This is a genomic window from Actinoplanes octamycinicus (assembly GCF_014205225.1).
In the GTDB taxonomy this organism is placed as follows: Bacteria; Actinomycetota; Actinomycetes; order Mycobacteriales; family Micromonosporaceae; genus Actinoplanes; species Actinoplanes octamycinicus.
Map to the genome: position 1 here is coordinate 2,582,003 of NZ_JACHNB010000001.1, position 21,504 is coordinate 2,603,506.

Annotated in this window: 19 protein-coding genes and 1 riboswitch; of the genes, 10 read left to right on the forward strand and 9 right to left on the reverse strand. The window is 72.9% G+C overall.

Features of this window, described 5'->3' with window-relative positions; translation table 11 throughout:
• Positions 1 to 84 precede the first annotated feature (84 nt).
• From BJY16_RS11710 to BJY16_RS11720, 3 genes are all read right to left on the reverse strand, one after another.
• Positions 85 to 480 (reverse strand): hypothetical protein, encoded by a 396-nt coding sequence (locus BJY16_RS11710; protein ID WP_185039486.1) that lies wholly within the window; start codon positions 478 to 480, stop codon positions 85 to 87.
• A gap of 33 nt (positions 481 to 513) precedes the next feature.
• Positions 514 to 588: riboswitch (cyclic di-GMP riboswitch) on the reverse strand.
• Between the two features lie 253 nt (positions 589 to 841).
• A complete protein-coding gene (locus BJY16_RS11715; RefSeq protein WP_185039487.1) occupies positions 842 to 1,270 on the reverse strand; it encodes a ribonuclease domain-containing protein in 429 nt (142 codons plus the stop codon).
• A 115-nt stretch (positions 1,271 to 1,385) separates the two neighbouring features.
• Positions 1,386 to 2,807: a hypothetical protein gene (locus BJY16_RS11720; RefSeq protein WP_185039488.1), complete on the reverse strand. Its 1,422-nt coding sequence runs from the start codon at positions 2,805 to 2,807 to the stop codon at positions 1,386 to 1,388.
• 543 nt (positions 2,808 to 3,350) lie between these two features.
• Here BJY16_RS11720 and BJY16_RS11725 point away from each other — a divergent pair.
• Genes BJY16_RS11725 through BJY16_RS11740 form a run of 4 tightly spaced genes read left to right on the forward strand, consistent with a single transcriptional unit; the run spans position 3,351 to position 7,465 of the window.
• Positions 3,351 to 6,062: a nitrate- and nitrite sensing domain-containing protein gene (locus tag BJY16_RS11725; protein ID WP_185039489.1), complete on the forward strand. Its 2,712-nt coding sequence runs from the start codon at positions 3,351 to 3,353 to the stop codon at positions 6,060 to 6,062.
• Between the two features lie 11 nt (positions 6,063 to 6,073).
• Positions 6,074 to 6,463: a roadblock/LC7 domain-containing protein gene (locus BJY16_RS11730; protein WP_185046402.1), complete on the forward strand. Its 390-nt coding sequence runs from the start codon at positions 6,074 to 6,076 to the stop codon at positions 6,461 to 6,463.
• Positions 6,464 to 6,507: 44 nt separating this feature from the next.
• Positions 6,508 to 6,870 carry a DUF742 domain-containing protein gene (locus BJY16_RS11735; protein WP_185039490.1) on the forward strand — a complete coding sequence of 121 codons (363 nt, stop codon included), beginning with the start codon at positions 6,508 to 6,510 and terminating at the stop codon, positions 6,868 to 6,870.
• Positions 6,851 to 7,465 (forward strand): GTP-binding protein, encoded by a 615-nt coding sequence (locus tag BJY16_RS11740; RefSeq protein ID WP_185039491.1) that lies wholly within the window; start codon positions 6,851 to 6,853, stop codon positions 7,463 to 7,465. Before BJY16_RS11735 ends, BJY16_RS11740 begins: the two co-directional genes overlap by 20 nt.
• Before the next feature lie 97 nt (positions 7,466 to 7,562).
• Here the strand turns inward: BJY16_RS11740 and BJY16_RS11745 are convergent, their stop codons facing one another.
• Together BJY16_RS11745 and BJY16_RS11750 are read right to left on the reverse strand one after the other, a co-directional pair.
• Positions 7,563 to 8,780 carry an IS110 family RNA-guided transposase gene (locus BJY16_RS11745; RefSeq protein ID WP_311775285.1) on the reverse strand — a complete coding sequence of 406 codons (1,218 nt, stop codon included), beginning with the start codon at positions 8,778 to 8,780 and terminating at the stop codon, positions 7,563 to 7,565.
• A gap of 563 nt (positions 8,781 to 9,343) precedes the next feature.
• Positions 9,344 to 10,489 carry a uroporphyrinogen-III synthase gene (locus BJY16_RS11750; protein WP_185039492.1) on the reverse strand — a complete coding sequence of 382 codons (1,146 nt, stop codon included), beginning with the start codon at positions 10,487 to 10,489 and terminating at the stop codon, positions 9,344 to 9,346.
• Positions 10,490 to 11,192: 703 nt separating this feature from the next.
• Between BJY16_RS11750 and rplM the strand changes: the two genes are divergently transcribed.
• The 3 genes from rplM to glmM all read left to right on the forward strand — a co-directional run bounded on the left by rplM (position 11,193) and on the right by glmM (position 13,693).
• On the forward strand, positions 11,193 to 11,636 hold the full coding sequence (rplM, locus tag BJY16_RS11755) for a 50S ribosomal protein L13 (protein WP_109598659.1): 444 nt from the start codon (positions 11,193 to 11,195) through the stop codon (positions 11,634 to 11,636).
• Positions 11,637 to 11,656: 20 nt separating this feature from the next.
• Positions 11,657 to 12,172, forward strand: a complete 516-nt coding sequence (gene rpsI / locus BJY16_RS11760; RefSeq protein ID WP_185039493.1) for a 30S ribosomal protein S9 — start codon at positions 11,657 to 11,659, stop codon at positions 12,170 to 12,172.
• Positions 12,173 to 12,340: 168 nt separating this feature from the next.
• On the forward strand, positions 12,341 to 13,693 hold the full coding sequence (glmM, locus tag BJY16_RS11765) for a phosphoglucosamine mutase (RefSeq protein ID WP_185039494.1): 1,353 nt from the start codon (positions 12,341 to 12,343) through the stop codon (positions 13,691 to 13,693).
• A 1-nt stretch (position 13,694) separates the two neighbouring features.
• Here glmM and BJY16_RS11770 read toward each other — a convergent pair whose 3' ends face one another.
• Together BJY16_RS11770 and BJY16_RS11775 are read right to left on the reverse strand one after the other, a co-directional pair.
• Positions 13,695 to 14,861, reverse strand: a complete 1,167-nt coding sequence (locus BJY16_RS11770) for a pyridoxal phosphate-dependent aminotransferase (protein WP_185039495.1) — start codon at positions 14,859 to 14,861, stop codon at positions 13,695 to 13,697.
• Positions 14,862 to 14,920: 59 nt separating this feature from the next.
• Positions 14,921 to 15,688: an MmpS family transport accessory protein gene (locus BJY16_RS11775; protein ID WP_185039496.1), complete on the reverse strand. Its 768-nt coding sequence runs from the start codon at positions 15,686 to 15,688 to the stop codon at positions 14,921 to 14,923.
• 155 nt (positions 15,689 to 15,843) lie between these two features.
• Here BJY16_RS11775 and glmS point away from each other — a divergent pair, with 155 nt between their 5' ends.
• Positions 15,844 to 17,727 (forward strand): glutamine--fructose-6-phosphate transaminase (isomerizing), encoded by a 1,884-nt coding sequence (gene glmS / locus BJY16_RS11780; protein WP_185039497.1) that lies wholly within the window; start codon positions 15,844 to 15,846, stop codon positions 17,725 to 17,727.
• A gap of 23 nt (positions 17,728 to 17,750) precedes the next feature.
• Here glmS and BJY16_RS11785 read toward each other — a convergent pair whose 3' ends face one another.
• Together BJY16_RS11785 and BJY16_RS11790 are read right to left on the reverse strand one after the other, a co-directional pair.
• Entirely contained in the window at positions 17,751 to 19,217 is a 1,467-nt protein-coding gene (locus BJY16_RS11785; RefSeq protein ID WP_185039498.1) for an alpha/beta hydrolase, read from the reverse strand.
• Complete coding sequence (locus BJY16_RS11790; protein ID WP_185039499.1) at positions 19,214 to 19,501, reverse strand: hypothetical protein; 288 nt, start codon at positions 19,499 to 19,501, stop codon at positions 19,214 to 19,216. The genes BJY16_RS11785 and BJY16_RS11790 overlap by 4 nt, the downstream gene beginning before the upstream one ends.
• 130 nt (positions 19,502 to 19,631) lie before the next feature.
• On the opposite strand from BJY16_RS11790, the gene BJY16_RS11795 reads away from it, so the two are divergent.
• Together BJY16_RS11795 and BJY16_RS11800 are read left to right on the forward strand one after the other, a co-directional pair.
• A complete protein-coding gene (locus BJY16_RS11795; RefSeq protein ID WP_014687812.1) occupies positions 19,632 to 20,000 on the forward strand; it encodes a holo-ACP synthase in 369 nt (122 codons plus the stop codon).
• Positions 20,001 to 20,016: 16 nt separating this feature from the next.
• On the forward strand, positions 20,017 to 21,468 hold the full coding sequence (locus BJY16_RS11800) for an NAD(P)H-hydrate dehydratase (protein WP_185039500.1): 1,452 nt from the start codon (positions 20,017 to 20,019) through the stop codon (positions 21,466 to 21,468).
• Positions 21,469 to 21,504 lie beyond the last annotated feature (36 nt).

The window sequence follows — 21,504 nt, forward strand, 5'->3', positions numbered from 1 at the left end:
GCGGTTCCTGTCAGGCGCAGGTTTGCATCGAGTTACCTCGACGGTACTCGCTGCGGGAACGCCGTGCCGGAGATCAGGTCAGGATCACGGCTCCACGTACTTGGCCGAGATCGCGGTGATCCCGGTCCAGTCGGCGGCCGGGTCGCACACGAACGGGTTGCCCGGGGTGCACGCGAACGCGGTGGTCGTCCCGCCGGTCGCCGTCACCGTGACGGTCAGCGTCCCGGTGGTGATGGCCGTGGTTCCGTCGTCCTTGACGAGGGCCATGTTCATCGCGGTGATCGTGCCCGAGTTGGGGCTGGCGGCGTGGGTGAACGTCAGAGTGTTGATGGTTGCCCCGCTCACCGTGATCGGGGCGGCGAGCTCACCACCGACGACGACAGCAGTCGGGGTCGAAGCGAGGCCGTTGCCGGCGGTGAAGGCGGTGCTACCGGCGGCGACGGCACCGGCGACGGCGACGCCGCCAACAAGCTGCAGCATGTTACGCATATGTGATCGTTTCCCTGTTCGTTCGGTGGTAGCCCAGCCGACCTCGTGGGTCCTGTGGCTTTGCGTCCCCGGCTCGCGCCGGGTTTGCCCTTCTCGCCGAGCGGACGTCGTTATCCCCTGGCGACTGGATGATTCGGTCGGTGCCGGGGGGCGGGTGAGGGTTAGCGCGACATTTACTGGACTGACTTTTCCCATTCGGGCACCTGAGCGCCGACGCGGTGCTATCGGGTGCGCGGCGGTTGCGAAAGGCGTCCGGAAAACGGGCAGCGAGGGCGATCCGGGCGACAAAACGGCGCGGCAGCCGTCCGGAGACGATTGCCGCGCGGGTGCTCAGGGCGTACGAAAAATGGGGTCAGAGCTTGTAGAAGGTCACGTAGTGATCCGGGGTGAAGTAGGCGACCTTGGTGCTCCGGTTCACCACGATCCGGTAAGCGTCGCGCGAAGCGCCCTTCGCCCGGGAATACACGTCATATTCGTTGTAGGTGGCGGACGGCAGGTATCCCTCGCGGTTCTGGAACGTGCCGCCGGTGTAGTTGTAGTTGCCGTAGGGCCAGGAGTACCAGCCGGCGCTGAGCGGCCAGCCGAGCGACTTCCAGCCGGTGTACGCGGTGCGCGCCGCCGAGCAGCGGCTGATCGTGCAACTCGAGTAGACGGCGGCCTGGGCGGCGGCGGTGTGCGTCGGGGCGACCACGGCCGGGGCGATCAGCGCGGTGCCGGCCAGGCCGATCACCGCGGCCAGGCTGAGCAGCAGCCGGCGGACGCGGGGCAGGGGGCGGTTCATGTTCGAACTCCGATGCGGGGAGAGGGGATGAAGCCCGGACATCGGTCATCGTTTCGGCCCGAGCCGCCCGGCGGTACCTCCCGGTCCCATCATTTCATCGGAGTTTACGAATGTTTTACTGGCCGCCGAGCCCGCTCACCCAATCGACATAGTCCGTTTCCGATCCTGGCCGGCGGGCCGGTCCGCTGATCGAGGTGGGCTCGACGACCGGGCCGCGGGCGGCGCTGACCGGCTGACCGGCCGCGAACCCGTCGAACCGGTCGCCGGCCGGCGGCGGGGCCGGGGCCGGCGCTGGGGCGGCCGAGCGCCGCGACCGCCAGCCGCCCCGCCCGCCGGACGACGGCGTCGGTTGCTGGCCGGAGAAGCGCGGCGGGTTGCCCGGAGCCGGTGCCTGCGGCGGGGCCTGGGCCGGCGCGGGCGCCTGGGGCCGGGCCTGGGTCGGGGTGGGCTCGGCCGGGAACGGCGCGCCGGACCGGAACGGGCTGCCGGTGCCGGCCGAGAACGGGTTGTTCGGCGTGCCCGGCACGGCCGGCAGCACCCCGGTGTCGGACGGCCGCAGCTGCTCCTCGGGGCGCTGCGCGGCGGCCGCCGCGGCCAGCGCGATGGCCGACAGCTCCGGGGCGTCCCGCTTGGGCAGCGGCGCGGCGGCCGGCTCGGCTGCCGCCGGAGCGTCCACCGGCGCGGCGGCCGGGGCGCTGCGGACGATCGCCGACAGCACCGAGCCGAGCACGCCGGCGCCGCACGCGGTCATCGCCGCCCAGTACGGGTCGGACTGGAAGCCGGCCGAGCCGGTCTCCGGGCCGGCGATCAGGTACGCCATGGTGAGCAGCGCCGGACCGGCCAGCCCGGCCAGCCCCACGGCCAGGGTGGAGAGCTTGCGCCCGCGTGCCACCCAGCCGACCACCAGGCCGGCCAGCAGGGCGAACGTCGGCATGGTGAGGAAGGCGGTGTGCCCGGCGACGGCGGACGGGATCAGGCTGCCGTCGAGCACGCCCAGCCGGATCGCGATCGGGGTGCGGCCGGGCAGCAGCGACGGGCCGATCGAGATCAGCGCGACCAGCCAGGCCAGCACGCTCAGCGTGGCGATGCTCCAGCGGGCCACCGGCTTGGCGGCGGCGGCCCAGGCGGCGAAGATGCCGGCCGCCGCGCCGAGCCCGACGGCCGCGCCGATCACGAAGACCGGCTGCACCCCGGCGACCTGCGCGGCCCGGGCCGGCTGCGTGGTCAGCGGGAGGATGGCCAGCGAGCCGAGGCCGGCTGCGATGCCCATGGCGAGGGCGCCGCCGGGGCCGACCGGGCGGGGGCGCCAGCGCGGGCGCATGCCGGTGGCGACCAGCGCGCCGAGCGCGGCGGCGGTCATCGTGATCCAGGCGACCCAGGCGAGCTGCGCGGTCCAGTTGTTACGCGCAGTGATGTCGAGGACGCGGTCCAGTCGGACGATGCCGAGACCGTAGGCGATGCCGAGTTGGCCGGCTCCGATCACCGCTGCTGCCGTGGCGGTGGTGGCCAGCAACTTCACCCAGCTCCGAAATGCCATGCCGGGCACGTTACGGAATGCGGTGGCCGGTCCGCCAGTGGGGAGTCGGCTTCTTAAGACAGCCTAAAGTCTGACCAAGATCAGTCACTCTCGGTTAGTTCGGAGCGACCGATCGGTGAGTTGCGCCACGTACCCTCCAGAGTGGACACTGTCCGGCACGGACAACGAGTCCGTCGCGTCGTGCTGATTATTGCGAATGTGAGACCCCTGCTCAGAAGCCATGATTCGGTCAGCGAGCGGGACGGGGCTCTCACATAGTGGTTGGAATCGTGATCGTGTCCGGTGGCCGGAGGCGTTCCGGCGGTCGCCGATGAGACATTCGCGCACGTCAACGCGTTGGTGGTGGCCGGGACCGGGTTCCGCCCCGGGGTGGCACTCGGACAGCCGGGTGGTTTCCGGGAGGATCCAGGCTTCCCAAACCGGCCGGGGTTCTGATGAAATCGCCGCCGTGCCGAAATCGGCACGGAATTTTCTGCGGGCTACGGACGGGGCCGGGCCGCAGCCCTCGAACGGCATCGCGCCGGCGTCCGCGAAGGAGATGTCGTGAGCACGGGATCCTCGACCCTGGCTGTGCGACGTGGTCCTTTCTCCCGTCTGCGGGACACCGGCATCCGCACCAAGCTCGCCGCCCTGCTGATCATCCCGATCGCCGCGGTGCTGGTGCTGGCCTCGGTGCGGCTGGTGGACGTACGCGGCCGGGCCGCCGACTCCGGCCGGGTCGCCGACCTCACCGTGCTCGGCAACGACGTCGCCGAGCTGGCCCGGCTGGTGCACCGGGAACGGATGGCCGCGGCCGGTTACCTGGCCGCGCCGGACGCGTCGCCGGACGGGTACCGGCAGGCCACCGCCGCGGTCGACGCGCAGATCACCACCTTCCGCGGGCACCGCGGCGAGGCCGGCCGGATGCCGGCCCGGGTGCGCGACCGGCTGCAGCTGATCCAGGACCGGCTCGGCACGCTCGCCGGCACCCGGGACGAGGTGTCCGCCCGGGAGAAGCTGACGGTGGCCTCCGCGGTCCAGCGGTACAACATGATCCTCGACGGCCTGTCCGATTATGACGAGTCGCTCAGCCAGGTCGCCGAGCCCGGCACGGTGGCCGACGGGCTGCGTACGCTCGCCGCGTTCAACCGGATCGAGGCGGCCGCCGCCGACCAGGAGGCCGCCGCCTACACCGTCAAGATCACCGGGCTGCTCAGCGGGACCTGGCAGCAGGAGCTGATCGGCGCGCAGGCGGCCCGGCAGGAGGCGCTCGACGACCTCCGGCAGATCGCCACCGCCGACCAGGCCGGGCTGGTCGAGGCCGCCCTGGCGAACGCCGTGGTGGCCCGGGCGGACGGCCTGGTCACCCGGCTGACCGGGCCGGCGGCGGTCTCGGCGGCCGAGCTGACCACGGCGTACCGGGAGGTCCTGAGCCTGCTCCGGGCCACCGGAACCCAGCTGGAGACGGACGCGGTCCGGCTCACCCAGGACGACAGCGACCGCACCACCCGGCAGGCCACCGTCGAGTTCGTCGTGGTGCTGCTGGTCCTGCTCGCCGCGATCGCGTTCGGTGTCTACCTGGCCCGGACCCTGCACCTGTCGGTCCGCCGGCTGCGCGAGGGCGCGCTCGCCGTGGCCAACCGGGACCTGCCGGACGCGGTGCACCGGCTGCAGGACGTGGACAGCCTGGACGCCGGCGTCGTCGACCAGATCATCGCGCAGACCCGGGACCCGATCCGGCTCGCCGACCGGGACGAGTTCGGCCAGGTCGCCGAGGCGTTCAACATGGTGCACCGGGAGGCCATCCGGGTCGCCGCCGAGCAGGCCGCGCTGCGCACCAGCGTCTCCGCGATGTTCCTCAGCCTGGCCCGGCGCAGCCAGGCGCTGGTCGACCGGATGATCGGCGAGCTGGACGGGATCGAGCGCACCGAGGAGGACCCGAAGCGGCTGGCCAAGCTCTTCGACCTGGACCACCTGGCCACCCGGATGCGCCGCAACGACGAGAACCTGCTGGTGCTGGCCGGCGCCGACGTGGGCGCCCCGCGCCGCGAGGACGCGCTGCTGATCGACGCGCTGCGGGCCGCCCAGTCCGAAGTGGAGCTGTACCACCGGATCGAGTTCGGCGCGATCGACACCGACGTCTCGGTCACCGCGGCCGCGGTCAACGACGTGGTCCGGCTGGTCGCCGAGCTGCTCGACAACGCCACCCGGTTCTCCCCGCCGACCACCGTGGTGATGGCGCACGGCCGCCGCTCCGGCGACCACGCGGTGCTCCAGATCGAGGACCGCGGCCTGGGCATCACCCCGGAGCAACTGGAGCTGATCAACCGGCGGCTGGCCGAGCCGGCCGAGGTCGACGCCAGCGCCTTCCGGCTGATGGGGTTCGCGGTGATCGCCCGGCTGGCGGCCCGGCACGGCATCGGCGTACGGCTGCTGCCCAGCCGGGACGGCGGGACGGTCGCCGAGGTCACCCTGCCGGCCGACATCGTGGTGCTGCCCGGGGCGCCGTCACCGACGGCCGGGCGGGCAGCGAGCTGGACCCGGCCCGGTCCGGCGCCGCAGCCGGTCGACGGCCGCGCCCCGGAGGTCCGCGCCCCGGTGCGGTCCGCGCCGATGCCGGCGCAGACCACCCCGCGGTGGGCGCCGGCCGCCGCCGAACAGCCGGCCGAGCTGGACCTGCGGCCGACCCCGGACCGCCCGCCGCTGCCCACCCGCGTGCCGAAGCCCACAGTGGATCCCGGCTCCACTCCGCTGTTCAAGCAGCCGGTCCCGGCCCAGCCGGTCTCCGCCCAGCCGGTTTCCGCGCAGCCGGTCCCCGCGCATCCCCTGGGTGCCGCGATCCAGCTGGAGATGCAGCACACCTGGTTCACCGCCGAGACGGAGCTGCCGGAGATGCTGGGCATGCCGACCGCCGGTTACGCCCCGGAGCCGGTCCCGGCGGTGCCGGCCGGGCCGCCGCCGGAAGCGCCGCAGCAGGTCCCCAAGCCGCGGCCCGCCCTCGACGACGACGACCGCTGGCGGACCGCCGCCGACGAGGGATGGCAGCGCGCGATGGCCGCCGCCGCCCCGCGGGACGCCGGGACCACCCGTTCCGGCCTGCCGAAACGGATCCCCCAGGCGCAACTCGTCCCGGGCGGGGTGCACGACCTGCCCCGGGCACAGAATCGTCGCAGCCCCGACGACGTACGCGGGCTTCTCTCCGCATACACCCGTGGGGTGCAGCGAGGGCGGACCGACGGCTCCGCCGACCAGGTTCCTAAGGAGAACGATCAGTGATCAGGCCCACCATGCAGGACATGGGCTGGCTGCTCAACAACTTCGCCGACAGCATCGCGGGCATCGCGCACGTGGTGGCGGTCTCCGCCGACGGGTTGTTGCTGGCATGCTCGCGCGATCTGCCAGCGGACCGGGCGGACCAGCTGGCCGCCATCACCTCCGGCGTGGTCAGCCTGACCGACGGCGCGTCCCGGATGTTCACCGCCGGGAAGGTGCAACAGACCATCATCGAAATGGACAGCGGTTATCTTTTCCTGATGTCCATCAGCGACGGTTCGTCGATGGCCGTGCTGGCGGCGCGCAGCTGCGACGTCGGCCAGGTCGGCTACGAGATGGCTCTGCTGGTGGAGCGTGTCGGCGCCGCGTTGTCGCCGGCGGCACGCGAGGCCGTCAGCCACTAGGCGCCAGGGTTGCCGTACCCCGGCGGAGATGAGGTGACCGCGACATGACAGAGCCGCACGATCCCCGGGGCAACCTGGTGCGGCCATACGCGGTGACCCGCGGCCGGACCGAGCCGATCCGGGACATCCCGATCGAAGCGATCCTGGTCGCCAGCGCGGCGGCCGTTCAGGAAGCGCGTTTCGCCGGACATGACAAGTACCGCATCGCCGTGCTGTGCGAGCCGAAGGCCTTGTCGCTGGCCGAGCTGGCGGCGCTCACCCGGTTGCCCCTCGGGGTGGCCCGGGTGCTCGTCGCCGACATGGTCACCGAGGGCCTGCTCGCGTTGCACAGCGCCGCTCCCAAGAAGGGTTTCACGGAGCGGATGGACCTGCTGGGAAGGGTTTTGAGTGGACTTCGCAAGCTCTGAGCAGGCGGGGGCGCCTCCTTCGGAGATCGTCTCGGCGAAGATCGTCGTCGCCGGTGGGTTCGGCGTCGGCAAGACGACGCTGGTCGGCGCGGTCTCCGAGATCGAGCCGCTGACCACCGAGGCCGTGATGACCGCGGCCGGCGCCGGCATCGACGACGCCTCCAAGGTGCCGGAGAAGGGCACCACCACGGTGGCGATGGACTTCGGCCGGATCACCATGGCCGAGGACCTGATCCTCTACCTGTTCGGCACGCCGGGTCAGACCCGCTTCTGGTTCATGTGGGACGAGCTGATCCGGGGCGCGGTCGGCGCCGCGGTGATGGTCGACACGCGCCGGCTCACCGACGCGTTCGCGCCGCTCGACTACTTCGAGAACCGGCACCTGCCCTACCTGGTCGCGGTGAACTGCTTCGACGGCGCGCCCCGCTACGAGCCGGAGGAGGTCCGCGAGGCCCTCGCCATCCCGGAGCGCGTCCCGCTGGTGATGTGTGACGCCCGCCACCGCGAATCGGTCAAGTCGGTCCTGATCGGCGTGGTCGAACACGCCATGGCGACCCTGGTGGCCGAGCACGAACGCGGCGTCGCCGTCGGCTGATCCCCCGGCACGCCCACATCCTGAAGATCAACTTCAAGAACGGCATATATACGCAGGTCCGCCCGGGTGCGGACCGCATGCTCCCGGCACCCCTCTGTCAAGGGGTTGGTGTGAGGGGTGTTTTAGGGTGGTGGTTGGCGGGTCCGGGTTGTGACTTTTCCGAAGTGTCGATCTTGGGGTTTGGGTCGGCCGCGCTGGAGTTCAGAGTCGCCCCCGTGTGTCCTCCCGGACCCGTCGCTGTCTGTTGTGCCGTGTGGTCGTCTTTGATCATTTGGCGGTAGACGGTGTCGGACAGGCGTCGTTTCAACGCTCGCATGGCTTCCATCGCGGTTTTGCCTTCGGCGCGTTTGCGCTGGTAGTAGGCGCGGCCGGGGGTGTCGAAGCGGAGCTGGGTGATGGCCATGATGTGCAGGACCCGGTTGATGCGCCGGTTCCCGGCCCGGTTGAGCCGGTGATGATGGTTGTCGCCGGAGGACACGTCGATGGGGGCGGTGCCGTTCCAGGTGGCGAAGTGCCCGCGGGTCGGGAAGCGGCTGATGTCGCCGATGTCGCCGAGCAGGCGGGCGGCGCCGGAGGGGCCGATGCCGTTGAGGCTGGTCAGCTGGGTGCCGGTGGCGGCCAGCACGGTCTTCAGCTGCCGGTTGGCTGCTTTGATCTTGGTGTCCAGGGTGGTGAGCTCGTCGGCCAGGTCGCCGGCCAGCTGATAGCGGGTGGCGGTGACGATGTCGCCGGCCGGGACGCTGACGCGTTCGAGCAGGGTGCGGGCCTGGTCGGTGGTCAGGTTCTTCTTCGCGCCGCCGGGGATCAGTTCGAGCAGTAGCTGGTGCAGCCGGTTGATGGTCTCGGTGCGGGCGACACCGAGCTGGTCGCGGCGGTCGGCCAGCAGCCGCAGCGCGACGGTGGCGCCGTCGGCGTGAACGCGGCGCAGGCCCGGGGTGCGCAGGGCGGTCACCGCGATGTGGTGCGCGTCGTGACCGTCGGTTTTACGGCCGTGCCCGGTGTCAAAGTTGCGGGCTTTCGCGGCGAGTTTCGCCGGGACGTCCAGCACGGTTTCGCCGTCGGCGACCAGCCGCTGGGCCAGGTGCCGGCCGATGCCGTTACAGCCCTCGACCGCCCACACCCGGCCGGCGTGACGGCGGCCGGCGGCGAGCATCTGCTGGTAGCCACCGGTGTCGGTGCCGTACCTGCCACGGGCCAGCACCTGTTCACGCTCGTTGATGATCTCGATCGTCGCGGACCGCTTGTGCGGATCGACTCCAATGATCAGCTGACCCATGTACCCGTTGACCTTCCCGTCGTCGCGGCAGAACCACACCGGCGGGAGGGCAACGCTACTTACAGCTGGGCAAACCCCTCTTCAGCCACTCCGCGCCACGGTGACCGGCAGGGTCCAAGCCGGGAGAGAGCCACACCCCGCCATCTGAGTGGGCAGCGCGGGCCTGAGCACCCTACCGATCACCTCGACCAAGCCTGGCCGGGCCGCGGTCGTACACCAAATTCTCTTTAAGTAGCGCGGGCCGAGGGCGGCGATCTGGCCGCTGGCGCGTCCAGGGCGATCGCCGCCCTCTTCGCTGTCCGCTGCACTTCCGGAGATCAAGAGCACCGCCCGGTTCCAAGCGGGCCGAGTGCGTGAGTCGCGACCGGGCCTTGAGCGGCTTCGGTCTCCGGGGTTGGCGATCGGAGCCACCCTCGGGCGTCGCCCTTGCGGGCTGAGCGTTCTGGACGCGCCAGCGGCCAGCTCAGACCGGAAGGGTCCCTGGCGGGAGCGACGATCAGTGATCAGCGCGGACCCGAGTCAGCAATCTTCTGATCTTTGACCCGGGACGGGATGGACTTCTGCCGGGCGGCCGCGGGTGGATGCCGGTGTGAGGCGGCGTCTCAGGTGGGGATGCGGTAGCCGCGTTTGACGACGGTCTGGATGACGCCGGGGAGGGCCAGGCCGGCTCGGAGGCGGGCGACGGCCATCTCGACGGCGTGTTCGTCGGCGTGGCGGGGGAGGGCCTGCAGCAGGGCGGCGCGGGAGAGGACCCGGCCCGGTGAGGTGGCCAGGGCGCGCAGGACGGCCATCGGGCCGGGGGCGAGCTGGCGGAGTTCGCCGTCGACCACCGCGGCGTGCCCGCGCAGGGTGATCGAGTGGCCGTTGACCTGGATGGTGACCGCGCGCTTGGGCAGTTCGTCGACGAGGGTGCGGACCAGGGCGCTGAGCCGGGCGCGGTTCGGGGTGGAGACCGGGACGTCGTGCCGGCGCAGCGGGGCGGCGGTGACCGGGCCCACGCAGGCGGCCAGCACGTCGGTGCGGAACGCCGCCAGCAGCGGATCGGTGGCCGGGCCGGCGGCGCGCAGCAGGGCCTGGACCGCGGCGGCCGAGGTGAACGTCACGGCATCGACGAGCTTGCCGGCGATGAGATCGACCAGGCGGTGCAGCGGGGCCGGGTCGGTGGGCGGCGCCCAGCGGTGCACCGGCACCTCGACCACCCGGGCGCCGGCCGCGGTCAGCGCCTCGGTGAACTCCGGCTGACTCTCGCCGTGCAATTGGAGTGCGACGGTGAGCCCGGCGACACCCCGGCCGGTCAGATGCTCGACCACCTCCGTCGAGCCCTCGCCGTCCGGGGTCCACTGCTCGCGCAGGCCGGCGGCGCGCACCGCAGCCCGCGCCTTGGGGCCGCGAGCCACCAGGTAGGCGCGGCCGAGCACGGCGCGCAGCGGCTCGGCCAGGCCCCAGCCCTCCGCCGCCTCCAGCCAGCCGCGCATCCCGATCCCGGTGTTGACCAGCACGATGTCCGGGGGAGCGTCGAGGCAGGCGCGGGTCGCGGCGCGCAGCTCGGCGTCGTCGGCGATCGGCACGATGCGCAGCGCGGGGGCCAGCACGACGCGGGCGCCGCGGCTCTCCAGCAGGCCGGCCAGCTCGTCGCGGCGGCGGTCGGCGGTCACGCCGATGGTGTAACCGGAGAGGCTCGCGGCCGGGTCGTCCAGCGCGGGCGCGGACAGCGTGGGCCGCCGGGAACCCGGGATCCGGCCGGTCATCCGGCGGCGATCCCGGCGCGGGGAGCGGCGGAGACGAGGTCGATCGCGCCGCGGAGAGAGGCTGAGGTCTGGTCGGGAGCGCCGCGGGACGCGGTACGAGTGAGGTCGAGAAGTCGCGGCGTGGCCGGGCGGTCCACCGAAGGGCACGCTCGAGAACCGTCGTCCTCAGCGTAGACCCGCTCCCATGTCACGCTTACGGTCCTCGCCATGCCTCCGTCCGGGGCACGCCGCGACTTCTCCTCGCCACGCCGGCGAACCGGTGTGGCGAACACCGTCAGGTCCGTCCTCAACCCTGACGGTGGTCTTCCCATGGTGCGCCCTGACACGCCGGGTCGGCCAATGCCGAGCCGCGTCGTCCGGGGTTCCGCACCGTTGGGCATGTCTGGAAGCGTGCCGGTGGGGAATTTCGGCCGGGCGTCCCTTTTGTTTCGAGCCTGCTAAGAGCCGTCCTGGCGCTGTTGACGAACCCGCGGCCGGGCGAGTCCAGACACCGAGTATGCTGGATACCGTTTGAGGTCCCGCCTCGGGCCATTCACCCAGGGGCAGCCTGTTTTGACCACGCGCCGCGCGGCCGGGTATTGTTGCCTGCTGTTGTGCGATAGCTGCGAGCGCTCCCCCTGGGGTGTGCTTGAAGTTCGTGTCGACTCCCTGTTCGACATGATCAGCGCGCGCCCCCAGACCGACGACGAGACAAGGTAATTCTGTGCGTACGTACAGCCCGAAGCCGGGTGAGATCGAGCGTCAGTGGCACATTATCGACGCTTCTGACGTCGTTCTGGGCCGCCTGGCTACCCACACCGCGACCCTTCTGCGCGGCAAGCACAAGCCGACGTTCGCCCCGCACGTCGACACCGGCGACTTCGTGGTGATCATCAACGCGGGCAAGGTCGCGCTGACCGGCAACAAGCGGCAGACCAAGGTCGCCTACCGGCACTCCGGCTACCCGGGTGGTCTGAAGCAGGTCGGTTACGAGGAGCTGCTGACCAAGCGCCCCGAGAAGGCGATCGAGCTGGCCGTCAAGGGCATGCTCCCGCACAACAAGCTCGCGCGGCAGATCATCAAGAAGCTGAAGGTCTACCCGGGCGCTGAGCACCCGCACGCCGCTCAGCAGCCGCAGCCGTTCGAAATCAAGCAGATCGCGCAGTGAGCGCGGGAGAAGGCAGCAGCATGACCGACATCATCGAGCCCGAGGCCGTCGAGACCGAGGCTGTCGTCGAGACCGTCGAGGAGCCCGCTGAGACGGTCGTTGTCGTCGAGACGCCCGCTCCGGCCCCGGTCCGCGCCCCGCGCCCCGGCGACCGCCCCGTCCAGACCGTCGGCCGCCGCAAGGAGGCCATCGTCCGGGTGCGCCTCGTGCCCGGCTCCGGCAAGATCACCTGCAACGGCCGTGACCTCGAGGAGTACTTCCCGAGCAAGGTCCACCAGCAGCTGATCCGCGAGCCGCTGGGCACCGTCGAGCGTGCCGAGCAGTTCGACGTCTTCGCGAACCTGCGGGGCGGCGGCATCACCGGCCAGGCCGGTGCGCTGCGTCTCGCGATCGCCCGGGCGCTGATCTCCAGCGAGCCCGACGACCGCCCGGCCCTGAAGAAGGCCGGCTTCCTGACCCGTGACGCCCGGGTCAAGGAGAGCAAGAAGTACGGTCTCAAGAAGGCCCGCAAGGCGCCGCAGTACTCGAAGCGCTGATTTTTCACCGACGGCCGAGTGCGCCCCCGGTTTTCCGGGTGTGTGCTCGGCCGTCGTGGTTTTTCCCGGCTCCATCCCCTCCCCCCAACTAGCCGTTTCGGTACTCCTGCCCTGGCCGCCTGCTGTTGCACGCTTGAGGGCACGTGTCACCGGCGAAAGGAAGCCGCCATGGGGCGACTCTTCGGCACCGACGGCGTTCGCGGTCTCGCGAACGGCGACCTGCTCACCCCGGAACTGGCCCTCTCGGTCGCCGTCGCGGCCGCCCGGGTCCTGGTCGAGACCGACAGCAGCCACCAGCCACTCGCCATCGTGGGCCGTGACCCGCGGGCCAGCGGCGAGATGCTGGAAGCGGCGGTCGTGGCCGGCCTGACCAGCGCGGGGGCCAACGTGGTCCGGGTCGGCGTGCTGCCGACCCCGGCGGTCGCGTACCTGGTGGGGCAGACCGGCGCCGACCTGGGTGTGATGCTCTCCGCGTCGCACAACCCCATGCCGGACAACGGCATCAAGCTCTTCGCGGCCGGCGGCACCAAGCTGCCGGACGAGCTGGAGGAGCGGATCGAGAAGGCGATCGAGGACGGGCACGGCCTGGTCGGGCGGCCCACCGGCGCCAGCATCGGGCGAGTCCACGATCTGCTGGACGGCGCTGAGCACTACGTCAAGCACCTCGTCGAGTCGATCCCGCACCGGCTCGAGGGCATCAAGGTCGTGGTGGACTGCGCGAACGGCGCGGCCAGCGAGGTCGGCCCGGTGGCGTACCGGGAGGCCGGCGCCGAGGTGATCGCGATCCACGCCGAGCCGGACGGGCTGAACATCAACGAGGAGTGCGGTTCGACGCACCTCGACAAGGTTCGCGCCGCGGTCCTGGAGCACGGCGCCGACCTGGGCCTGGCGCACGACGGCGACGCCGACCGCTGCCTGGCCGTGACCGCGTCCGGCGAGGAGGTGGACGGCGACCAGATCATGGCGATCCTGGCGCTGGCCATGCGGGACGCCGGCACGCTGACCGACGACACCCTGGTCGCGACCGTGATGAGCAACCTGGGTCTGCGGATCGCGATGAAGCAGTCCGGCGTCAAGCTGGTCGAGACCAAGGTCGGCGACCGGTACGTGCTGGAGCACCTGCAGAGCAACGGGCTGGCCCTGGGCGGCGAGCAGAGCGGGCACATCGTGATGCCGGCCTTCGCCACCACCGGCGACGGCGTGCTGACCGGCCTGCACCTGATGGCGCAGCTCGCGGCGAGCGGCAAGTCGCTCGCCGACCTGGCCGCCGTGGTGCACAAGCTGCCCCAGCAGCTGATCAACGTGAAGGTCGGCGACCGGGAGGCCGGGGCGGCCGCGCCGACCGTGCAGGCCGCGGTGGCGCTGGCCGAGGCGGAGCTGGGCGAGACCGGCCGGGTGCTGCTGCGCCCGTCCGGGACCGAGCCGCTGGTCCGGGTGATGGTCGAGGCCGCCACCGAGGAGCAGGCGCGGGCCGTGGCCTCGCGCATCGCGGACGAGGTGCGGGCCGCCAGCCCGGTCTGAGCTAGGTGAGCGCCTTGAGGCGGTCGACGGCTTCGTCGATCACCTCGGGGCGCTTGCAGAACGCGAAGCGGATCAGGTGCCGGCCCGCGTCCTGGTGGTCGTAGAAGACCTGGGTCGGCACCGCGACCACGCCGCCCCGGCCGGGCAGCTCGCGGCAGAACGCGACGCCGTCGGTCCCGCCCAGCGGCCGGATGTCGGCGGTGACGAAGTACGTCCCCTCGGCGTGCAGGACGTCGAATCCGGCCGCGGTCAGGCCGGTCACCAGGCGGTCCCGGTTGGCCCTGAGGGCGGCGGCGAAGCCGGTGAAGTACTCGTCCGGGAGGCCCAGGGCGACCGCCACGGCGGGCTGCAGCGGCGACGCGTTCACGAAGGTCAGGAACTGCTTGACCCGGAGCAGCGCGGACACCAGCCGGGCCGGTCCGGTGGCCCAGCCGACCTTCCACCCGGTGCAGGAGAAGGTCTTGCCGGCCGACGAGATCCGCAGCGTGCGCTCCCGCATGCCGGGCAGGCCGGCCAGCGGGGTGTGCGTGCCCTCGAAGACCAGGTGCTCGTAGACCTCGTCGGTGACCGCGTAGGTGTCGTGCTCCTGGCACAGCTCGGCGATCAGCGCCAGCTCGGCCGGGGTGAACACCTTGCCGGTCGGGTTGTGCGGGGTGTTCAGCAGCACCAGCCGGGTCCGCGGCCCGAACGCGGCGCGCAGCTCCGCCTCGTCGAACCCGTACCGCCCGTCCGGGCCCGGCCGCAGCGTGACCGGCCGCCGGACCGCGCCGGCCAGGGTGATCGAGGCCGCGTAGGAGTCGTAGTACGGCTCGAAGCAGACCACCTCGTCGTCCCGCTCGCAGAGCGCCAGGATGGCCGCCGCGATCGCCTCGGTGGCGCCGGCGGTGACCGCCACCTCGGTGTCCGGGTCCCGGGCCAGGCCCCAGAACCGCTGCTCGTGCGCGACGATCGCGTGCCGCAGCGCCGGGATGCCGGCCAGCGGCGGGTACTGGTTGGCCCCGCCGCGCAGCGCCTCGGCGGCGGCGGCCAGCATCGCGGCCGGGCCGTCGGTGTCCGGGAAGCCCTGTCCGAGATTGACCGCGCCGGTGCGGAGCGCGAGCGCGGACATCTCGGTGAAGATCGTGGTACCGAACGGGCGCATCCGTGCGACCAGCGGGTCCGTGCTCACCTGGCTCCTCGGTCAGTCTCGGGTCGGTCTCCGGGCCGGTTCTCCGGCCGGTCCCGGCCTCAGTTGAAGATCAGCTTGTTGCAGGTGGCGGTGGCGGCCGGGCCGCTCTTGGTCTGCTCGGCGACGGTCGCGCCGTCGACGGTGACCTTGCAGCTGATGCTGCCGTCCTCCAGCGACTCGCGGATCCCGGTCACCGAGGCGAACGCCGCACCCTCCATGGAGAGCGTCATCTTCCACGGCAGTTTCGTCTGTTTGATCGTCTTGGGCAGGTCGCCCAGCTTCTCGGCGTAGAGAATCGTGGCCGGACCGCTACCGGTCACCTCGTACTTCACGGTGACCGGCTTGCCGTCGGTGAGGCCGGGCACCGCCGGGACGTCACTCGGCAGGGTGGTGGGGACCACGGTCGGCAGTGCGTCCGGGATCTTCGCGGCCGCCTCTTTCGCCTTGTCGGCGGCGCGCTGGACGAGCAGCACGCTGGTGGTCACCACGCCGCCGCAGAGCAGCAGGCCGACCGCCAGGATCAGGGCGATCAGCGGGGTGTTGCTGCGGCGCGGCGCCGGCGCGGGCGGATAGGCGCCCGGATAGCCGGGCGGCGGCGCCTGCGGGAACGGCGACTGCGGCGGGTAGCCGGGCGGTGGCCCCTGCTGATAGGCGTCCCGCGGCGGGTAGCCGGGCGGGGGCGCCTGCTGGTAGGGGTCCTGCGGCGGGTAGCCGACCGGCGGGAACGCCGAGGTGGGCGGGTACTCCGGGGGTGGCTCGTGGGGCGGCAGCGGGGCGTAGCCCGGGCTGAACTCCGGCGGCCGTGGTGGCTCGCGGTGATCGCTCATCTTTCCCTCCCGGTGACCGATTGCCGACGGTACGCCAACCCCGCACCCGAGCGGGAGCGGCCCACTAGCGGGTCTATGTTTCCGATCACGTACGATGCTCGTAACGGTGCTTCTCGCGCATGACGTTTGAGCGAAAGTCGGCTACGCTGCCCGGCATGTGTGGGATCGTGGGTTACGTAGGCAATCGTCCGGCCCTGAGCATCGTCCTCGATGGTCTTCGCCGGCTGGAGTACCGCGGGTACGACTCCGCGGGCGTCGCCGTCATCGACAATGACGTCGTTCGCACCGAGAAGCGGGCCGGCAAGCTGGCCAACCTGGAGAAGGCCCTGGCCGAGCGCACCGCCGACGGGATCGCCGCGGGCAGCACCGGCATCGGGCACACCCGGTGGGCCACGCACGGCGGGCCGACCGACCGCAACGCGCACCCGCATCTCTCCGCCGACGGCCGGGTCGCCGTCATCCACAACGGCATCATCGAGAACTTCGCCCGGCTGCGCGCCGAGCTGGAGGCCGACGGCGTCGAGTTCCGCAGCGACACCGACACCGAGTGCGCGGCGCACCTGCTCGCCGCCGAGATGCGGGCGCTGCGCGAGGCCGGCGCGGAGAGCGGCCCGGCGCTGCTCGCCGAGGGCATGCGGCGCGTGGTGCGCCGGCTGGAGGGCGCCTTCACGCTGCTCGCCGTGGACGTCGAGGTGCCCGACGCGGTGGTCGCCGCCCGGCGCAACTCGCCGCTCGTGGTGGGCCGCGGCAACGGGGAGAACTTCCTGGCCAGCGACGTCTCCGCGTTCATCGAGCACACCCGGGAAGCGGTCGAGCTGGGCCAGGACCAGGTCGTCCTGATCACCCCGGCGGGGATCGAGATCACCGACTTCGACGGCGCCCCGGCGGCCGGCCAGGAGTTCCACGTCGACTGGGACCTGTCCGCCGCCGAGAAGGGTGGCTACGAGTACTTCATGCTCAAGGAGATCGCCGAGCAGCCGCAGGCGATCGCGGACACCCTGCTCGGCCGGCTGAGCGACCGCGGCGAGATCATCCTCGACGAGGTCCGGCTCACCGACCAGGACCTGCGGGACGTGGACAAGGTGTTCATCGTGGCCTGCGGCACGTCGTACCACGCCGGGATGGTCGCCAAGTACGCCATCGAGCACTGGGTGCGGATCCCCTGCGAGGTCGAGCTGGCCAGCGAGTTCCGCTACCGCGACCCGATCCTGGACCGGTCCACCCTGGTGATCGTGATCAGCCAGTCCGGCGAGACCATGGACACCCTGATGGCGCTCCGCCACGCCAAGGAGCAGAAGGCCCGGGTGCTGGCCATCTGCAACACCAACGGCTCCACCATCCCGCGCGAGTCGGACGCGGTCCTTTACACCCACGGCGGCCCGGAGATCGCGGTCGCCTCCACCAAGGCCTTCCTCACCCAGCTGGTCGCCTGCTACCTGATCGGCCTGCACCTGGCCCAGATCCGCGGCGTGATGTACGCCGACGAGGTGGCCGCCGTGGTGGAGAAGCTGCAGGCCACCCCGGACAGCCTGCGCACCCTGCTGGACGGGATGGAGGAGGTCCGGGCGCTGGCCCGGGACCTGCGGACCGCGTCCACGCTGCTGTTCATCGGCCGGCACGTCGGGTTCCCGGTGGCCCTGGAGGGCGCGCTCAAGCTCAAGGAGCTCGCCTACATGCACGCCGAGGGCTTCGCGGCCGGCGAGCTCAAGCACGGCCCGATCTCGCTGATCGACCAGGGCACCCCGGTGGTCTGCATCGTGCCGTCGCCGGCCGGCCGCGGCGTGATGCGCGACAAGGTGGTCTCCAACATCCAGGAGGTCCGCGCCCGGGGCGCCCGGACCATCGTGATCGCCGAGGAGGGTGACGAGGGCGTCGCCGCCTTCGCCGACCACCTGATCACCGTGCCGCCGACGCCGACCCTGCTGGCCCCGCTGATGACCACGGTGCCGCTGCAGATCCTGGCCTGCGAGATCGCCGCCGCCCGCGGCAACGACGTGGACCAGCCGCGGAACCTGGCCAAGTCGGTCACCGTCGAGTAGGACGAACCACCGGGAGCCGGCCCTCATGGCGTCCCGCCCAGCGTGATCCGGGCGAGGGCGTCCAGGGCCGGCCGGCCCGGCTCCCAGTAACCCAGGTGGCCGCCGTCCCACTGGGAGCCGAAGACCCGCGCGCCGAACGCCGGATCGCTCGGGTCGTGCCCGAACCACAGCTTCTCGGTCGGCATGAGCGGCGGCCGCGGCACCCGGACCGGGTTGACCGCGAGGTGCTGGATCGGATCGCTGAGCGACGTCGAGGCGAACACCCGGTCGGCCGGGACGCCGAGCTGCCGCACCGAGTCCACGCCGACGCCGGGCGAGCCGACGAAGACCACCCGATCCGCGTCCAGCGCCCCGGTTGCTGCCTTGCCCACCACCAGCGACCCGTAGCTGTGCCCGAGCACGGTCTGCCGCGCCGCCGGGCCCTCGTGGGTGGCCCGCAGCCCCTCCTGGAAGCGCCGCAGCCCGCTCGCGCCGGCCTCGGCCTGCCGCGCCGACCACGCCTCGTGCAGGAAGTCCGGCGCGTCGTAGTCCAGCCACAGCACCGAGCTGGTCGCCGCCTCCGGCCCCAGCTCGCCGGCCCGCGCCGCGACCCGCTCGGCCCGGGTCAGCTCACCGCCCAGCCCGGCCAGGTCCGCGGTCATCCCGGGCACGTGGGTCAGCACGTTCGCCGCCCGGTCCGGGTCGCCGAGGGCGACCACCGCCCGGCCGTCGCCGGAGACGTCCAACCCGATCAGGTACGCCCGGGGACCGCGCTCGTCGGCCAGCCGGTCGGCGAGCCGGTCCAGCCCGCGCAGCGTGCCCGCGTCCGGGGCGGCGGCCGCGTGCCGCAGGCGGTCCCGCCGGTCGGCCAGCAGCAGCCGGTTGGCCAGGTCGCGGTCGGCCACCGGAACCCCGTCCAGCCCGGCCACCGCGCCTGGCTCGGTGGCCAGCAGCCACATCCGTTGGGCCGGGGACAGCCCGGCCCACCACTGCCGCACCCGCGCGGGCGTCGCGGTGCAGTCCGGCCGGTCCGGGCCGTCCGGCGCGGCCGGGGTGACGGCCAGCTCGGCCAGCCGGGCCGCGGCGCCCTGGTCGGCGGTGCCGGCCACGTGCAGCGCGGTGGCCAGCTCGGCGGCCGCCGGACCGGGCGCGACCCGGCCGGCGTCGTCGATGGTCAGGCCGGTCGCCCGCGCGGTGGCCCGGGCCCGGTCGAGCAGGGCCCGGGCCCGGGTCAGCGCCGCGGCGAACTCGCTGAGGATCTGGTCGGCCCGCCAGCAGAGCAGCCGGACCAGCACCAGCCGGCGGCGGACCGTGCCGAGCCGGGCGGCCGCGGCCTCGGCGGCGGCGCCCGACCAGGCGGCCCGCACCTTCGCCGCCAGCGGGCCGAACTCACCGGCGAGCACGCCGAGCAGCGCGGCCCAGCGCCGCCAGGCGAGGGCGGCGGCGGACCAGCGGGCCGGGTCGGTGGCCCGGAGCCGGGTGTAGGTGACCCGGGCGGGGAGGACGGTCATCGCACGGCCCGCAGGCGGGTGGCGGCGCGGTGGTCGGCGGCGGCGTACGCCGAGAGGGTCGTCTCGATCTGATCCGCCGCGGCCGTGAGATCCGCGCCGGCCGCGAGCAGGCCCTGCCCGGCCGCGTCCGCGGCGGAGGCCGCGGCGTCGCACGACGCCCAGCGTGGACCGGGCACGGGCGGTGGCGCCGAGGCCACCGACGCCCGCACCCGGGATGCCGTCCCGAGCAGGGCCGAGGCGGCGCGTCGCAACTCCACGGCATCGACGTCGAGATCGGGATTCATGGCGGCAGCCTCCTGCGCTCCGGGGGACGGGAGCGCCACGGTAGGCCGGATCGGAGCGGCCCGTGACCGCCCTGTGGACAACGCTCGCGGCCCGTCCACAGGCTCTCCGGCTCGGGCTAGGGTGTCCGTTGTGATCGTGTCTGTCGGCATCGACGTCGTCCTGGTGGACCGCTTCGCCCGCGCGCTGGACCGGACCCCGCTGCTCGGGGACCGGCTGTTCACCGAGGCCGAGCGCCTGACCGGCTCGGGCAACCCGCGGTCGCCCGAGTCGCTGGCCGCCCGGTTCGCCGCGAAGGAGGCGGTGGCCAAGGCGCTCGGCGCGCCGGTCGGGCTGCGCTGGCACGACTGCGAGATCGTCACCGACCCGGACGGCCGCCCCTGGTTGACCGTCTCCGGTACGGTCGCCGCCGCCGCGTCCGAGCGCGGGATCAATCGATGGCACCTGTCGCTGTCCCACGACGGCGGGATCGCGTCCGCGATGGTGGTCGCCGAGCAGTAACGCCGAAGGGGGAGAGATGCGGCAGGCATGGCGGGTGGCCGACGTACGGGCGGCGGAGAAGACGCTGATGGCCACGCTGCCCGAGGGCGCGCTGATGCAGCGGGCCGCGGCCGGCCTGGCCCGGCGCTGCGCGCTGCTGCTCGGCGACACCGGCGGGGTCTACGGGGCCCGGGTGCTGCTGCTGGTCGGCAGCGGCGACAACGGCGGGGACACGCTCTACGCCGGCGCCGCGCTGGCCACCCGCGGCGCGCAGGTGCGGGCGCTGCTGCTCACCCCGGAGCGGGTGCACCTGGCCGGGCTCGCCGCGCTGCGCCGGGCCGGCGGGTTCACCACCACCGACCTGCCCACCCGGGCCGACCTGGTGCTGGACGGGATCGTCGGGATCGGCGCGTCCGGCGGCCTGCGCCCGCCCGCCGCGGCGATCGTGCGGTCCCTGGGCGAGCTGCGCGGCCGGACCGGCGAGCGGGCCGTCGTGGTCGCCGTCGACGTGCCCAGCGGGGTGCGGGTGGACACCGGCGACGTGCCCGGCGAGGCGGTCACCGCGGACGTCACGGTGACCTTCGGCTGCCTGAAACCGGCGCACCTGGTCGGCCCGGCGGCGCCCCGGTGCGGGCAGGTCGAGCTGGTCGACATCGGGCTCGGCCCGGCGCTGGTCGCCGACCCGGCGGTCCGGGTGGCCGAGGCCGCCGACATCGCGGCCTGGTGGCCGGTCCCGGGCGCGACCTCGGACAAGTACTCCCGCGGCGTGGTCGGGCTGGCCACCGGCTCGGCGACCTACCCGGGCGCGGCCCTGCTCTCCACCGCCGGCGCGCTGGCCGGCCCGACCGGGATGGTGCGCTACGCGGGCAGCGCCCACCGGGAGGTGGTGCACGCCCACCCGTCGGTGGTGACCGCGCCCCGGGTGGCCGACGCCGGCCGGGTGCAGGCCTGGGTCTGCGGCTCCGGGCTGGGCACCGGCGACCAGGCCCGGACCGAGTTGCGCAGCGTGCTGGCCACCGCGCTGCCGGTGCTGCTGGACGCGGACGCGATCACCATGCTGGTCGGCGGCGAGCACGCCGAGGATCTGCGCCGGGACGCGCCGCTGGTGCTGACCCCGCACGACGGCGAGTTCAAGCGGCTGGCCGGCGAGGCGCCGGGCGCCGACCGGATGGCCGCGGCCGCCAAGCTGGCCGCCTGGACCAACGCGGTGGTGCTGCTCAAGGGCGACCGGACGATCGTGGCGACACCCGGCGGCGACTTCTGGGCGAACCCCACCGGCTCCCCGGCGCTGGCCACCGCGGGCAGCGGCGACGTGCTGGCCGGGCTGCTCGGGTCGCTGCTCGCGGCCGGGCTGCCGCCGGTCCGGGCGGCGGTGGCGGCGGCCTACGTGCACGGGCTGGCCGGGCGGCGGGCGGCGCTGGACGGGCCGGTCACCGCGCCGGACGTGGCCGCCGCGGTGCGCCCGGCGCTGGCCGATCTGCTGGGCTGAACCGGGGAATTGTCATACCCCTCAGTAGGGTGGATG

Excerpts from the sequence above, each read along its gene's own strand:
- BJY16_RS11710 (WP_185039486.1), bottom strand. The coding sequence starts at position 480 with ATGCTGCAGCTTGTTGGCGGCGTCGCCGTCGCCGGTGCCGTCGCCGCC.
- BJY16_RS11715 (WP_185039487.1), bottom strand. The coding sequence starts at position 1,270 with ATGAACCGCCCCCTGCCCCGCGTCCGCCGGCTGCTGCTCAGCCTGGCC.
- BJY16_RS11720 (WP_185039488.1), bottom strand. The coding sequence starts at position 2,807 with ATGGCATTTCGGAGCTGGGTGAAGTTGCTGGCCACCACCGCCACGGCA.
- BJY16_RS11730 (WP_185046402.1), top strand. The coding sequence starts at position 6,074 with ATGCAGGACATGGGCTGGCTGCTCAACAACTTCGCCGACAGCATCGCG.
- BJY16_RS11735 (WP_185039490.1), top strand. The coding sequence starts at position 6,508 with ATGACAGAGCCGCACGATCCCCGGGGCAACCTGGTGCGGCCATACGCG.
- BJY16_RS11750 (WP_185039492.1), bottom strand. The coding sequence starts at position 10,489 with ATGACCGGCCGGATCCCGGGTTCCCGGCGGCCCACGCTGTCCGCGCCC.
- rpsI (WP_185039493.1), top strand. The coding sequence starts at position 11,657 with ATGACCGACATCATCGAGCCCGAGGCCGTCGAGACCGAGGCTGTCGTC.
- glmM (WP_185039494.1), top strand. The coding sequence starts at position 12,341 with ATGGGGCGACTCTTCGGCACCGACGGCGTTCGCGGTCTCGCGAACGGC.
- BJY16_RS11775 (WP_185039496.1), bottom strand. The coding sequence starts at position 15,688 with ATGAGCGATCACCGCGAGCCACCACGGCCGCCGGAGTTCAGCCCGGGC.
- glmS (WP_185039497.1), top strand. The coding sequence starts at position 15,844 with ATGTGTGGGATCGTGGGTTACGTAGGCAATCGTCCGGCCCTGAGCATC.
- BJY16_RS11785 (WP_185039498.1), bottom strand. The coding sequence starts at position 19,217 with ATGACCGTCCTCCCCGCCCGGGTCACCTACACCCGGCTCCGGGCCACC.
- BJY16_RS11790 (WP_185039499.1), bottom strand. The coding sequence starts at position 19,501 with ATGAATCCCGATCTCGACGTCGATGCCGTGGAGTTGCGACGCGCCGCC.
- BJY16_RS11800 (WP_185039500.1), top strand. The coding sequence starts at position 20,017 with ATGCGGCAGGCATGGCGGGTGGCCGACGTACGGGCGGCGGAGAAGACG.